The organism is Nereida sp. NH-UV-3 (assembly GCF_042939535.1).
Lineage (GTDB): Bacteria > Pseudomonadota > Alphaproteobacteria > Rhodobacterales > Rhodobacteraceae > Nereida > Nereida ignava.
This window is the reverse complement of record NZ_CP132157.1, coordinates 1,314,360-1,328,377: the sequence shown is the minus strand read 5'-3', so window position 1 is coordinate 1,328,377 and position 14,018 is coordinate 1,314,360. Positions and strand designations below refer to the sequence as shown.

7 protein-coding genes, 3 tRNA genes and 3 rRNA genes are annotated in these 14,018 nt (G+C 52.7%); 9 read left to right on the top strand and 4 right to left on the bottom strand.

Annotated elements, in window-relative coordinates:
- Positions 1 to 548 precede the first annotated feature (548 nt).
- The 7 genes from NeNHUV3_RS06590 (at position 549) to NeNHUV3_RS06560 (ending at position 7,638) form a co-directional block, all read left to right on the top strand.
- A 16S ribosomal RNA gene (locus NeNHUV3_RS06590) occupies positions 549 to 2,010 on the top strand.
- Between the two features lie 140 nt (positions 2,011 to 2,150).
- Positions 2,151 to 2,227 (top strand) — tRNA-Ile (locus tag NeNHUV3_RS06585).
- A gap of 49 nt (positions 2,228 to 2,276) precedes the next feature.
- Positions 2,277 to 2,352, top strand: a tRNA-Ala gene (locus NeNHUV3_RS06580).
- A 353-nt stretch (positions 2,353 to 2,705) separates the two neighbouring features.
- Positions 2,706 to 5,538 (top strand): 23S ribosomal RNA (locus NeNHUV3_RS06575).
- A gap of 103 nt (positions 5,539 to 5,641) precedes the next feature.
- Positions 5,642 to 5,756: ribosomal RNA gene (gene rrf / locus NeNHUV3_RS06570) — 5S ribosomal RNA — on the top strand.
- The 16S, 23S and 5S rRNA genes sit together here with 3 tRNA genes alongside, the layout of an rRNA operon.
- A gap of 334 nt (positions 5,757 to 6,090) precedes the next feature.
- A tRNA-Met gene (locus tag NeNHUV3_RS06565) sits at positions 6,091 to 6,167 on the top strand.
- A 637-nt stretch (positions 6,168 to 6,804) separates the two neighbouring features.
- Entirely contained in the window at positions 6,805 to 7,638 is an 834-nt protein-coding gene (locus NeNHUV3_RS06560; RefSeq protein WP_391480488.1) for a bifunctional allantoicase/(S)-ureidoglycine aminohydrolase, read from the top strand.
- A 100-nt stretch (positions 7,639 to 7,738) separates the two neighbouring features.
- Here NeNHUV3_RS06560 and NeNHUV3_RS06555 read toward each other — a convergent pair whose 3' ends face one another.
- From NeNHUV3_RS06555 to puuE, 3 genes are read right to left on the bottom strand one after another with little or no spacing between them, the layout of a single operon-like run.
- Positions 7,739 to 9,163, bottom strand: a complete 1,425-nt coding sequence (locus NeNHUV3_RS06555; RefSeq protein ID WP_341247548.1) for a nucleobase:cation symporter-2 family protein — start codon at positions 9,161 to 9,163, stop codon at positions 7,739 to 7,741.
- A gap of 15 nt (positions 9,164 to 9,178) precedes the next feature.
- Entirely contained in the window at positions 9,179 to 9,703 is a 525-nt protein-coding gene (locus NeNHUV3_RS06550) for an ureidoglycolate lyase (RefSeq protein WP_391480486.1), read from the bottom strand.
- On the bottom strand, positions 9,700 to 11,112 hold the full coding sequence (gene puuE, locus NeNHUV3_RS06545) for an allantoinase PuuE (RefSeq protein ID WP_391480484.1): 1,413 nt from the start codon (positions 11,110 to 11,112) through the stop codon (positions 9,700 to 9,702). Before puuE ends, NeNHUV3_RS06550 begins: the two co-directional genes overlap by 4 nt.
- Positions 11,113 to 11,258: 146 nt before the next feature.
- Here puuE and uraH point away from each other — a divergent pair, with 146 nt between their 5' ends.
- A complete protein-coding gene (uraH, locus tag NeNHUV3_RS06540) occupies positions 11,259 to 11,612 on the top strand; it encodes a hydroxyisourate hydrolase (protein WP_391480483.1) in 354 nt (117 codons plus the stop codon).
- Here the strand turns inward: uraH and NeNHUV3_RS06535 are convergent.
- Positions 11,597 to 12,529: a LysR family transcriptional regulator gene (locus NeNHUV3_RS06535; RefSeq protein ID WP_391480481.1), complete on the bottom strand. Its 933-nt coding sequence runs from the start codon at positions 12,527 to 12,529 to the stop codon at positions 11,597 to 11,599. The two genes, uraH and NeNHUV3_RS06535, sit on opposite strands and share 16 nt — an antisense overlap.
- Positions 12,530 to 12,629: 100 nt before the next feature.
- Between NeNHUV3_RS06535 and NeNHUV3_RS06530 the strand changes: the two genes are divergently transcribed.
- The gene (locus tag NeNHUV3_RS06530) at positions 12,630 to 13,868 is read left to right on the top strand and encodes a urate hydroxylase PuuD (protein ID WP_391483192.1); all 1,239 of its coding nucleotides are present in this window, start codon (positions 12,630 to 12,632) and stop codon (positions 13,866 to 13,868) included.
- Positions 13,869 to 14,018 lie beyond the last annotated feature (150 nt).

Below are 14,018 nucleotides of genomic sequence, written 5' to 3'. Positions count from 1 at the left end.
AACGGGAGGGTAATTTGATTACCCAAACCCCTAGGTAAACTAGCAACATTCTTAAGCAAGCATCTGTAAACAGACGAAAAAACAGAAAAATGCACAAAAAACGTATATGCTTTCAAAAAGGGGGTTGCGTGTTTTGTTTGTTAGACCTAAACCCCACTTCACCGGCGGCGCAGAGATGCAGCGCGGGTCGCCAGAGGGGCTAGGGAGACGCTGAGAGGCTGACTTAGTTCTGAGGTTGGAGAAGAAATTAGAGGTATTTGAGGCGGGGCGCGCCGTATGATTTAGGGCGCATCTGGTCTCTTTTGTTCCTCACGTTGTTTGAAATTGCTGGTATTTGAAGAGATATGTGGGCGGTTTGGTTCATTCGATGGATCAACGTCTGTATATCGCGCTAATAGGCTTCGGCCGATGATTTAGTGTCAGCTTCACTGTTTGATGTGGTCTTTTGTTACTTTTGTAACTTAAGCACATGAAACAGATGACTGTCCCATTTGAACAATGGGACGATGTGCAGAGGTTCGACGTCAAGGATACGCAGTAATGCGTTTCAACTTGAGAGTTTGATCCTGGCTCAGAACGAACGCTGGCGGCACGCCTAACACATGCAAGTCGAGCGCTCACTTCGGTGGGAGCGGCGGACGGGTTAGTAACGCGTGGGAACATACCCTTTACTACGGAATAGCCTTTGGAAACGAAGAGTAATACCGTATACGCCCTACGGGGGAAAGATTTATCGGTAAAGGATTGGCCCGCGTTAGATTAGATAGTTGGTGGGGTAACGGCCTACCAAGTCTACGATCTATAGCTGGTTTGAGAGGATGATCAGCAACACTGGGACTGAGACACGGCCCAGACTCCTACGGGAGGCAGCAGTGGGGAATCTTAGACAATGGGGGAAACCCTGATCTAGCGATGCCGCGTGTGTGACGAAGGCCTTAGGGTCGTAAAGCACTTTCGCCAGAGATGATAATGACAGTATCTGGTAAAGAAACCCCGGCTAACTCCGTGCCAGCAGCCGCGGTAATACGGAGGGGGTTAGCGTTGTTCGGAATTACTGGGCGTAAAGCGTACGTAGGCGGATTAGTAAGTTAGAGGTGAAATCCCAGGGCTCAACCCTGGAACTGCCTTTAATACTGCTAGTCTAGAGTTCGAGAGAGGTGAGTGGAATTCCAAGTGTAGAGGTGAAATTCGTAGATATTTGGAGGAACACCAGTGGCGAAGGCGGCTCACTGGCTCGATACTGACGCTGAGGTACGAAAGTGTGGGGAGCAAACAGGATTAGATACCCTGGTAGTCCACACCGTAAACGATGAATGCCAGTCGTCGGGTAGTATACTATTCGGTGACACACCTAACGGAGTAAGCATTCCGCCTGGGGAGTACGGTCGCAAGATTAAAACTCAAAGGAATTGACGGGGGCCCGCACAAGCGGTGGAGCATGTGGTTTAATTCGAAGCAACGCGCAGAACCTTACCAACCCTTGACATCCTGTGCTACACGGAGAGATCCGTGGTTCCCTTCGGGGACGCAGTGACAGGTGCTGCATGGCTGTCGTCAGCTCGTGTCGTGAGATGTTCGGTTAAGTCCGGCAACGAGCGCAACCCACACCCCTAGTTGCCAGCAGTTCGGCTGGGCACTCTATGGGAACTGCCCGTGATAAGCGGGAGGAAGGTGTGGATGACGTCAAGTCTTCATGGCCCTTACGGGTTGGGCTACACACGTGCTACAATGGCAAGTACAGTGGGTTAATCCCCAAAACTTGTCTCAGTTCGGATTGGGGTCTGCAACTCGACCCCATGAAGTCGGAATCGCTAGTAATCGCGGAACAGCATGCCGCGGTGAATACGTTCCCGGGCCTTGTACACACCGCCCGTCACACCATGGGAGTTGGTTCTACCCGACGGCCGTGCGCTAACCTTTTGGAGGCAGCGGACCACGGTAGGATCAGCGACTGGGGTGAAGTCGTAACAAGGTAGCCGTAGGGGAACCTGCGGCTGGATCACCTCCTTTCTAAGGATGTTTCTAGAAGCGATGCTTGCATCACTCGTGAAACACTTAGCAGCCACTTAGTGGCATAGTTCTTCGGAACATATTTTGGACCGAGCCGTCCTCATATCTCTTCAAACAATAACACGGGCTACCGCCCGTTTGGGTCGGTAGCTCAGGTGGTTAGAGCGCACGCCTGATAAGCGTGAGGTCGGAGGTTCAAGTCCTCCTCGACCCACCATATATTCTTGCGATTGCGTGAGAAGTTGCCGTTTTGCGCGAGCAATTACGGGGCGTTAGCTCAGCTGGGAGAGCACCTGCTTTGCAAGCAGGGGGTCATCGGTTCGATCCCGATACGCTCCACCATTGCCCTTCGGGGGTTGTTGATACCAGATTTTATAACAGCGTCATGATTTGACCGTTAAGCACTGACTTATGTGAGTGTTTAAGCGTCCAATCGGACGATTTGATATCGTATATAGAGATTACAAACATCAGTTTTTGAACTGATCTGGCAAGTAGGTCAGATCATGGACTTCGGTCCTAAAGGTTCAAATAACTAATCCAAGTCAAGTACACTAACCTGAGTGATCTTATTGATCGCTCAATTGTCTATCCTATGAACCAGTAGGATAGGCGGGAAAATGTATGCTTTTGGTTCAGATGTGCTTCGAGCACACAGTAGAAAGATCCATACAAGTCTTTCTTCTTCTGGATCAAATCAAGCGCGAAAAGGGCGTTTGGTGAATGCCTTGGCAGTAAGAGGCGATGAAGGACGTGATACTCTGCGTTAAGCCATGAGGAGCTGAGAATAAGCTTTGATCCATGGATGTCCGAATGGGGGAACCCACTTGATATTATGTTATTGTTACCCTTCGGGGTGCTCAATAGCATGGTAAACCAAGTACTTATTACCTGAATACATAGGGTTTTAAGAGCAAACCCGGGGAACTGAAACATCTAAGTACCCGGAGGAAAGGAAATCAATAGATACTCCCCTAGTAGCGGCGAGCGAACGGGGACCAGCCGAGCTGAGATTGTGACTAGAACGTGTTGGGAAGCACGGCCATAGCGGGTGATAGCCCCGTATAGGAAGCATGATTGGACGTATTAAGTAGGGCGGAACACGTGAAATTCTGTCTGAACATCGGAGGACCACCTTCGAAGGCTAAGTACTCCTTACTGACCGATAGTGAACCAGTACCGTGAGGGAAAGGTGAAAAGCACCCCGACGAGGGGAGTGAAACAGTACCTGAAACCGAACGCCTACAATCAGTCGGAGGCTCCTTGAGGGCTGACGGCGTACCTTTTGTATAATGGGTCATCGACTTGGTCTCACGAGCAAGCTTAAGCCGTTAGGTGTAGGCGCAGCGAAAGCGAGTCTTAATAGGGCGAATGAGTTCGTGGGATCAGACCCGAAACCGAGTGATCTAGGCATGATCAGGCTGAAGATAAGGTAACACTTATTGGAGGGCCGAACCCACACCTGTTGAAAAAGGTCGGGATGAATTGTGCCTAGGGGTGAAAGGCCAATCAAACTCGGAGATAGCTGGTTCTCTGCGAAATCTATTTAGGTAGAGCGTCGACCGAATACCCTCGGGGGTAGAGCACTGGATGGGTAATGGGGCCCCACAGGCTTACTGATCCTAACCAAACTCCGAATACCGAGGAGTACTAGTCGGCAGACACACTGCGGATGCTAACGTCCGTAGTGGAGAGGGAAACAACCCTGACCTACAGCTAAGGCCCCTAATTCATGGCTAAGTGGGAAAGCAGGTGGGACGACCAAAACAACCAGGAGGTTGGCTTAGAAGCAGCCATCCTTTAAAGATAGCGTAACAGCTCACTGGTCTAATTAAGTTGTCCTGCGGCGAAGATGTAACGGGGCTCAAGCCATGAGCCGAAGCTTAGGATGCACATAGTGCATGGTAGCAGAGCGTAGTGTGATATAGTTTCTTTCCTCCTTATCTTCCTTTGGGAGTGTTGGAGGAGTGAAACTTTCGATGAAGCCGGCCTGTGAGGGATCCGGTGGAGAGATCACTAGTGAGAATGATGACATGAGTAGCGACAAACAGTGTGAGAGACACTGTCGCCGAAAGTCCAAGGGTTCCTGCTTAAAGTTAATCTGAGCAGGGTAAGCCGACCCCTAAGGCGAGGCCGAAAGGCGTAGTCGATGGGAATCAGGTTAATATTCCTGAGCCAGATGGTAGTGACGGATCTCGAGGGTTGTTCTTCCTTATCGGATTGGAAGGGCCGCTTAGAGGTTCCTGGAAATAGCTCCATCATTAGATCGTACCCTAAACCAACACAGGTGGACTGGTAGAGAATACCAAGGCGCTTGAGAGAACGATGTTGAAGGAACTCGGCAAAATACCTCCGTAAGTTCGCGAGAAGGAGGCCCAGTTTCTACGCAAGTATTGACTGGGGGCACAAACCAGGGGGTGGCGACTGTTTACTAAAAACACAGGGCTCTGCGAAGTCGCAAGACGACGTATAGGGTCTGACGCCTGCCCGGTGCCTGAAGGTTAAAAGGAGAGGTGAGAGCCTTGAATTGAAGCCCAGGTAAACGGCGGCCGTAACTATAACGGTCCTAAGGTAGCGAAATTCCTTGTCGGGTAAGTTCCGACCTGCACGAATGGCGTAACGACTTCCCCGCTGTCTCCAACATCGACTCAGCGAAATTGAATTGCCTGTCAAGATGCAGGCTTCCCGCGGTTAGACGGAAAGACCCCGTGCACCTTTACTACAGCTTCACATTGGCATCAGGCACAACATGTGCAGGATAGGTGGTAGGCTTTGAAGCGCAGACGCCAGTCTGCGTGGAGCCATCCTTGAGATACCACCCTTGTTCTGCTTGATGTCTAACCGCGGTCCGTTATCCGGATCCGGGACCCTGTGTGGCGGGTAGTTTGACTGGGGCGGTCGCCTCCTAAAGCGTAACGGAGGCGCGCGAAGGTTGGCTCAGAGCGGTCGGAAATCGCTCGTTGAGTGCAATGGCAGAAGCCAGCCTGACTGCGAGACTGACAAGTCGAGCAGAGTCGAAAGACGGCCATAGTGATCCGGTGGTCCCGAGTGGAAGGGCCATCGCTCAACGGATAAAAGGTACGCCGGGGATAACAGGCTGATGGTGCCCAAGAGTCCATATCGACGGCACCGTTTGGCACCTCGATGTCGGCTCATCTCATCCTGGGGCTGGAGCAGGTCCCAAGGGTACGGCTGTTCGCCGTTTAAAGAGGTACGTGAGCTGGGTTTAGAACGTCGTGAGACAGTTCGGTCCCTATCTGCCGTGGGTGTAGGATACTTGAGAGGAGTTGCCCCTAGTACGAGAGGACCGGGGTGAACGATCCACTGGTGTACCAGTTGTTCCGCCAGGAGCAGTGCTGGGTAGCTATGATCGGACAGGATAACCGCTGAAGGCATCTAAGCGGGAAGCCCCCCTCAAAACAAGGTATCCCTGAGAGCCGTGGAAGACCACCACGTCGATAGGCCGGAGATGTAAGTGCGGTAACGCACTCAGTTGACCGGTACTAATTGCTCGATAGGCTTGATTTGATCCAGTAGAAGACAGTCTTCTACGGACACAATCAAAAGCATACACAACTACACAAGTTACGAAAATCTGGATTAAAAATGTTTGTAATGGTTCTTTCTTTGGTTTGGTGATCATAGCGCAAGTGAAACACCCAGCCCCATCCCGAACCTGGCAGTTAAGCACTGTTGCGCCGATGGTACTGCGTCTTAAGGCGTGGGAGAGTAGGTCATCGCCAAACCTAACAAAGAACCAATACTCTATATTCGATTATCATACATTAGGCCGCTACGAGTTCAGCTCGTGGCGGCTTTTTTGTGTCTTATACCACCTGAAATCTTAATGCGCGGTGCTGGGCGTGGGGTCTGCTGGGCCGCAGCTACAGATAGCCCCCCTCTGAAACCGGCTATCCTGAGAGCCGCATCATGATCGCACCCCCCTGAAATCTGCCCGTCCCAATTGACGCCATGGACCACAACGCAGCAGACCTCACCTCCCTCCCATAAACAAAATCAACCAAACCCCAAATCCGCCCTTGCAGACAACACAACCCCAAACTAAACAAACCAAGTTGGCGCGGGATGGAGCAGCCCGGTAGCTCGTCAGGCTCATAACCTGAAGGTCGTAGGTTCAAATCCTACTCCCGCAACCAACGCTAATCCGACAATGCTATTAAAGGCCTGACCCTCAACCGTCAGGCCTTTGGCGGACTTGCCACCCACCACAAGCGGCAAAAGCCCCCAGAAAGCGCCTCCAAGAATAAGGTCGATACTGCAAGACGTAGGCGCGCGCGGGGAACGAAAGGGCCTCGAGCAACAAAGTGGTCGTTAGGGATCGGCTCCCCGCGTATCGAACCGAATACGGCTTGCATCACGCCCATGTAACACGTCAGCCCCAAGGGCCTTACGTCATTCCGAGCGCAGCTGTAGATTATTTTTAATCTGATTAGCGATAGCCTCGTCTATCAACATTTGGTATTCGCCTCGTGTTCATGCTTTGTAAGAGCGAATTATTTTTTACTGTGCGTTGCCGAATAGGAATTGAAATATTTTTGGTTAAACTTGACATGGAAACGATGTCAGTTGCTAACACCTAAAGCTGTGCCTGATAATTAAGGCGTTTTTCACCTCGATCTGACGGGCTGGTTGGGAGGCGCGAATGCGTCTCTTGAACTGGCCTGTCTCGGCTCACTATCAAATGTTTTGAGCAAGTCTGTTTTGGCGTTCCCGTGTGGTGTGATCCCCCAGACTGCTTAGATAATAATTTGAAATCAACGAGCTGGAGGCCAAATGTCTGCTAACTATTATGCCCCAACAGGGGGGCATCCGCCGCAAGAGCAACTTTTGACAGACCGTGCGATCTTCACTGATGCCTACGCGGTTATTCCGAAAGGAACGATGCGCGATATTGTGACAAGTTTTCTGCCGTTCTGGGACAGAACGCGGCTGTGGGTCATCTCTAGGCCGTTGAGTGGATTTGCTGAAACGTTTTCGCAGTACATCATGGAAGTCTCACCTGGTGGTGGATCGGATCAGCCCGAAACGGATGAGGGTGCACAGGGCGTTCTGTTTGTGGTCGAGGGCAAAGCCACGCTGAACGTCAATGGCGCGGAGCACACTCTGGTTGAGGGTGGCTACGCCTACCTGCCCGCGGGCACACCTTGGACGCTTCATAACACAAGTGATGAGATGTTGCGTTTTCACTGGGTGCGCAAGGCGTACGAGGCTGTACCGGGGCTTGATCATCCCGAGGTTATTATTGCCAATGAGAATGAAATCGCACCAACGGTTATGCCTGAAACAGACGGAAAGTGGGCCACCACGCGTTTCGTTGACCCTACAGATTTGCGCCACGATATGCATGTCACGATCGTCACGTTCGAGCCTGGTGCTGTGATCCCGTTTCTTGAAACGCACGTTATGGAGCACGGGCTTTACGTGCTGGAAGGCAAAGCTGTTTACCGTTTGAACAATGATTGGGTTGAAGTTGAAGCTGGCGATTACATGTGGCTGCGCGCTTTTTGCCCGCAGGCTTGTTATGCAGGTGGACCGGGCAAGTTTCGCTATTTGCTCTATAAAGATGTGAACCGCCATATGAACCTGCGGTTGTCTGGCGCAAAATAACAGAGGCCTGTTGTGCCTCATGTGTTTTTACAATGTTACACGAAAAAGGCCCGATCATAACGATCGGGCCTTTGGTTTTTTACAGTATGGTCAATGGTGTTTAGCGACCTTTACCGTGACCGGACATGCCGCCGGATACTTCCTCGGTAGCCTCGTCTGTTAGCTCTTCAGGCAACACAAGGTTCAGTACGATTGCGATCAGAGCCGCAGGAAGCAGACCGGATGTCATCAAGATGCGCAGTGTGTCTGGCAGATATTGTACTGCTTTCGGGTCCAACTGAAGGCCGAGGCCGACAGACAACGCAATTGCGAAGATAACCATGTTGCGACGGTTCCATTTGACGTCGGACAGCATTGAGATACCCGCCGCAACCACCATGCCGAACATGACGATGACACCACCACCCAGCACTTCGATTGGGATAGTACGGATCAATGCGCCTACTTTTGGAACCAGACCGCAGATGATCAAGAAGATCGCCCCGATGGTCACAACGTGACGGCTCATGACGCCAGTCATCGCGATTAGCCCAACGTTTTGGCTGAATGATGTGTTTGGCAAGCCACCAAAAATACCAGACAACGCAGTGCCGAAACCATCAGCATATGTTGCGCCTTGGATTTCTTTTTCGGTTGCTTCGCGGCCAGCCCCACCTTTGGTGATCCCTGATACGTCGCCCACGGTTTCTACGGCAGAAACGAATGCCATCAGACAAAAGCCGATGACTGCAGCAAGGCTAAACTCGAAGCCATATGCAAACGGTGACGGCACTTGGAACGCTGCTGCGCGGCTCATGCTTGTTGCGATGCTTTCAAATGAAACCATATCGGTGAAGAACAGCGCGACCAGATAGCCTGCAATGATGCCGATAAAGACTGCTGATACGGAAAGCATGCCTTTTGCGAAGAACTTCAAACCGAGTGTGACAAAGACAACAACCAATGCGACAGACCAGTTCAGCAGTGAGCCGTACTCAGGGCTGTTGATGGCAGGCACGCCGCCCGCCGCATACTGGATGCCGACTTTGACCAACGCCAAGCCGATCATCGTAACAACAAGGCCAGTGACCAGTGGGGGCAGGGCAAAACGAATTTTACCGATTACAGTTCCCAGTAGTGCGTGGAAAAGACCACCCACCAAAACGCCACCGAACAGGATAGGTAGCGCATCGACGCCCTTACCAGCCACCAGTGGGATCATGATCGGAATGAAGGCAAAGCTTGTCCCCTGAACGATTGGCAAGCGCGCCCCAACAGGGCCCATGCCGATTGTTTGGAACAAAGTCGCAATGCCTGCAAACAGCATCGACATCTGGATCAGATAGGTCATGTCAGGGAAACCTTGCGCCCCTGCGTCTGAACCAAAACCGAAACCCGCTGCACCTGCAATAATAATAGCCGGGGTCACGTTTGAGACGAACATCGCCAATACGTGCTGTATCCCCAGTGGAATGGCGCGGTGAAGCGCCGGTGTGAAGTTGGGATCGCGGAGCTGTTCCGGCGTCCCGATTGAGTTCTCGGCCATTGTGGTTTTCCTTCCCTATGTTGCCGTTGCTGGCCCCGCTCCAGTAGTCTTTTTTTCCAGCTCGACCGTGTACGGGGTATCGAACCAGTGTTCTTCAAGGTTTGCGCCGGTGCCGATCCTGTCGACGACGGCAAACAAACCGGGTTCACTCAGGGGCGTCAGCACGCCGTGCCATGTCCCGCGGTGAAAATTTATTGCTTGTCCTGGGGTTGTGATGAACGCCAGCGGCTCAGCCGGTGTGCCGTTCTGATCTGGTGCGACGATGACCAGAAAACCGTGCTCGGACATTGGAATGAAAAGCTGTGAGCCATCTGGATGACGTTCAACCATGTGAAGGGCCAAGGGCAGGGTACGCGCCTCGGCCTTGAACAGGCTTACCCCAACGCGACCCGAACTGCAGTCCAGCGTTGCGCGGTCGTGGTAGCGGCCACACAGCCCTTGGTTGATGATCTTATCTGGTGCGCCAGATGTGTCGATAACTTCGCCAAACGGTGCAAAAGCCGCCCGTGTGATGGGCTGAATTTTGAGAGAACGGCTCATGCGCTGAACTTTTCGATCAGGCGCAATTCAGCGATACGCTCAACTTGCTTACAAGCCTCGGCAAACTCTGCATCGCGGTCATTACTAATACGGCGCTTGAAGGCGGCCATGATTGTGGCCTTGGTGTTGTCGCGCACTGCGATGATGAACGGAAAACCATGGCGCGCGACGTATTCAGCGTTCAACGCCTGAAATGTACTGCGTTCTTCGTCTGTGAGCAGATCTAGCCCTGCGCCCGCTTGCTCGGAGGTGCTTTCAGCGGTCAATTTGCCTGCGGCCGCGAGCTTTCCGGCCAAATCAGGGTGCGCATTTAACACGGCCAAGCGTTGATCTTCTGACGCGCTTCGAAATACGCGCGCCAAGGCGCTATGAACGCCAAGTGCCGTATCATGGGTAGGGCCGAGTTCCAGATCAAACGCAGCTTCTGCAATCCATGGGCTGTGTTCAAAGATACCACCGAAATTTTCGACAAAGGTGGCGCGGTCCATCTGGGATGGCGCAGGTTTGGCGTGCGGTGGATGCTGCATGGCCCAGTGTTCCGCAATTTGCAGACGGGTCGCGAACCACACGCCCTCATGAGACTGCATGTGTTCTATGACACGGCGCAGGGCGGCCAACCGGCCAGGACGACCGATTAAACGGCAGTGCAGCCCGATTGACATCATCTTTGGTGCGCCCGCACGTCCCTCCTCATAAAGGATATCAAAGGTATCCTTGAGGTAGCTCTCGAATTGATCCCCATTTGTGAAACCTGCCTGAATGCCAAAGCGCATATCATTGCAATCCATCGTGTAGGGCACGATTAATTGGTCGCGATCCTCGACGTGGGTCCAATAGGGCAAATCATCCGCGTAGCTGTCGGCCACGTAATCGAACTGGCCTGTTTGTGCGGCAAGGCGGACGGTGTTGTTCGAGCAACGTCCAGTATACCAGCCGCGCGGTGGCGTGCCGGTCACTTCGGTGTGCAGACGAATGGCCTCGGCAATTTGGGCGCGTTCCTCTGCCTCGGGCATGTCCTTATGTTCAACCCACTTCAGCCCGTGACTGGCAATTTCCCAGCCCGACGCTTTCATGGCGGCAACTTGCTCGGGGGCACGGGCAAGCGCGCTGGCAACACCGTAGACCGTAATCGGTAGATCGCGCAGCAAGCGGTGCACACGCCAGAACCCTGCGCGGGCGCCGTATTCATAAAGCGATTCCATGTTCCAATGGCGCTGGCCTGGCCAAGGTTGTGCGCCTGTGATCTCTGACAAGAATGCCTCGGATGCGGCGTCACCGTGAAGGATATTGTTCTCACCGCCCTCTTCGTAGTTGAGGACAATTTGCACAGCGATCTTTGCTGCATTTGGCCAATTGGCGTTTGGAGGCGTTGCTCCGTAGCCGGTAAGGTCACGTGGATATCTATTCACGGACGTCTCCCTTCGTCGTTAGTATTGTATTAATGCAAAACAATACCGCGAATTTTCAAGAAAAACGCGAAAGACCATCAAACATATGCACTTTGCTGCACATCAGTGTGCGTGGCTATATGCAGCTTTCACCTAAGGAGACGACAATGGCTGGTTATCTGACAACGCATGTTCTGGACACTGCACGGGGCTGTCCTGCAAGCGAGCTTAAAATTGATCTCTACCGTATCGATGGTGAGGAGCGGGTTATTCTGAAGTCTGTGTTCACCAACAGTGATGGCCGGACAGACGAGCAGATTTTGCCCGCGTCTGAGTTTGCGCTTGGCACATACGAGCTTGTCTTTCACGCAGGCGATTATTTGGATGCAATCGGCATCGCGCTAGAAGAGCCGCGCTTTTTGGATGTAGTACCTTTGCGATTTGGTATGTCAGAGGCGGCTCACTATCATGTGCCACTTCTGCTTTCACCATTCGGGTATTCAACCTACCGCGGTAGCTGAGCCTGAATTGAGCTGTTCCGGACAGCGCGCCCAATCCGCTCGATCATGAATTCCATGAACAGTCGGGTTTTGGGATCTTGCCGTCGTCTGTGCGTAAATAAGCACGCCATCTGAATATCTTCAGGTGGCGTTTGTGTTGCGACGGGAACCAAAGCGCCGTTGTTGATGTGCTCTGCCACTTCAAACGCCGGTTTGATCACGATGCCATGCCCTGCAAGCGCCCAGTCCGTAAGAACATCACCATCATCACACTCATATCGGCCTTTGACACGAAACTTTTTCGTTCCTTCGGGGGTGACGAGGGGCCATTGAAACTCTGTCGCGCCGGGGAACCGCAGGTTAAGGCATTCGTGTTGATCGGTAATTAATGCCTCTCCGTCTTCGGGCATTCCTTTAGCTTCAATATATTCGGGCGAGGCACATAGAACCCGTGACACATCCGCGATTTTACGAATGCGCAAATTGCTATCCTCGGGCTGGCCAAGAAAGAACGCCAGATCAAGGCCTTCGGTTGTCAGGTCCACCTTTCTATCTGTAAGGCGCAACCGAATGCTGACTTGTGGGTATTGCTCCAAAAACTCGGGCACTTGGGGGGCAATAAGGCGGCGGCCAACGCCCAAGGGTGCTGCGATAAAGAGCGAGCCTTTCGGGTTATCGGTAATGTTGACCACATTTGCTTCAGCGGCCTCAACGGACTCGAGCACTTTGCATGCCCCGTCATAAAAGGCCTTTCCCTGTTCCGTGGGGGCAAGGCTGCGGGTTGTGCGTTGAAAAAGCCTCACGCTAAGATGTTCCTCAAGCTGTGAGATGCGTGAGGATGTAACCGCAGGTGAAATACGTAAATCACGGCCGGCTGCAGACATGCTGCCCAACTCATAAACACGAACAAAGGTGCGGACGTTTTCAAGATATGACATTGTTCGGCTTTTTTTGATGCTCTTTGACTTTTTGAAGCAATACCAGAACAATGGCCAATCGCATAGTTTTCTTTGAGACAAAGAACGTGAGGGACTGATGATGTATGATCTAGCTGTGATGTGGGACTGGGTGGCGTTTTCAGTTCGCTGGTTGCACGTGGTGACCGCCATGGCGTGGATTGGCGCATCGTTCTACTTTATCGCGCTTGATCTTATGTTGAAGCCAGCACCCGGAATGCCTGAAGGCGCGTATGGCGAAGAGTGGGAAGTGCATGGCGGTGGTTTTTATCACACCACTAAATACCTAGTCGCACCGGATCGGCTGCCCGAGCATCTGACTTGGCATAAATGGCAAAGCTACACCACGTGGCTGTCGGGTGCTGCCCTGTTGATGATTGTTTACTGGGTTGGCGGAGAACTGTATCTGCTTGATCCGACCAAAGCAGATCTGACGTTGGTGCAGGGTATTTTGATTTCAGGAGCGTCGCTTACCATTGGCTGGTTGGTGTATGATCAGATGTGCAAGCGTGGGCTAAAGAACCACCCGACGATTTTGATGCTGTTGTTGTTTGCCCTGCTTGTTGTGATGTCATGGGGCTACAATCAAATTTTCACTGGTCGCGCGGCACTTTTGCACCTTGGTGCGTTCACGGCGACAATCATGACAGCCAACGTGTTTTTCATCATCATGCCGAACCAGCGCATTGTTGTCGCTGATTTGAAGGCAGGGCGCACTCCTGACGCCAAATACGGTCAGATCGCCAAGCTGCGCTCGATGCATAACAACTACCTGACCTTGCCGGTCGTTTTTCTAATGCTTTCCAATCACTATCCGCTGGCGTTTGGGACAGAATACGCTTGGATTATCGCGAGCCTTATCTTTCTGACCGGCGTCACGATCCGTCATTATTTCAACACGATGCACCGGACTGGGTCGGGGCCACACTGGACGTGGGGCGTTACAGTTTTGTTGATGTTTGTCATTGCATGGCTGTCGTCGGTGCGCCCAAGCGAGACGTGGGAAGACGCCGAAGCACGCCCCTTGACCCCTTATGAGCAACGCTTCGTGTCAGCCGCTGGTTTTGACGATGCGTATGACACGGTGTTGGGGCACTGTTCGATGTGCCACGCGCGTGAGCCTGTCTGGGGTAACATGCGCTGGGCACCGAAGGGTGTGCACCTCGAAACGCCCGGCGATGTAGCCCGCCACGCCAGCCAGATTTATCTGCAAGCGGGCGTGAGCCACGCCATGCCACCACCCAACGCCGTTCAAATGGACGAAGAAGCGCGTGAGACGATCATTGCGTGGGTCCGTGAAGCGCGTGCCATCGCACAGTAACTGACTGTTCCCCTGCCAAGTGGCGGGAGTTTGAGAAGGCCTTGCCTATTGTTGTCGGCTTCGGGTTACCCCCCCCTCACCAAAAAAGAGCGCCCCGCTTTCGCGAGACGCCCTTCTTGGGGACCGGGAGGTATCCTAGAGGTTGCGCGG

Excerpts from the sequence above, each read along its gene's own strand:
- NeNHUV3_RS06560 (WP_391480488.1), top strand. The coding sequence starts at position 6,805 with ATGTCTGCTAACTATTATGCCCCAACAGGGGGGCATCCGCCGCAAGAG.
- uraH (WP_391480483.1), top strand. The coding sequence starts at position 11,259 with ATGGCTGGTTATCTGACAACGCATGTTCTGGACACTGCACGGGGCTGT.
- NeNHUV3_RS06535 (WP_391480481.1), bottom strand. The coding sequence starts at position 12,529 with ATGTCATATCTTGAAAACGTCCGCACCTTTGTTCGTGTTTATGAGTTG.
- NeNHUV3_RS06530 (WP_391483192.1), top strand. The coding sequence starts at position 12,630 with ATGTATGATCTAGCTGTGATGTGGGACTGGGTGGCGTTTTCAGTTCGC.
- NeNHUV3_RS06555 (WP_341247548.1), bottom strand. The coding sequence starts at position 9,163 with ATGGCCGAGAACTCAATCGGGACGCCGGAACAGCTCCGCGATCCCAAC.
- NeNHUV3_RS06550 (WP_391480486.1), bottom strand. The coding sequence starts at position 9,703 with ATGAGCCGTTCTCTCAAAATTCAGCCCATCACACGGGCGGCTTTTGCA.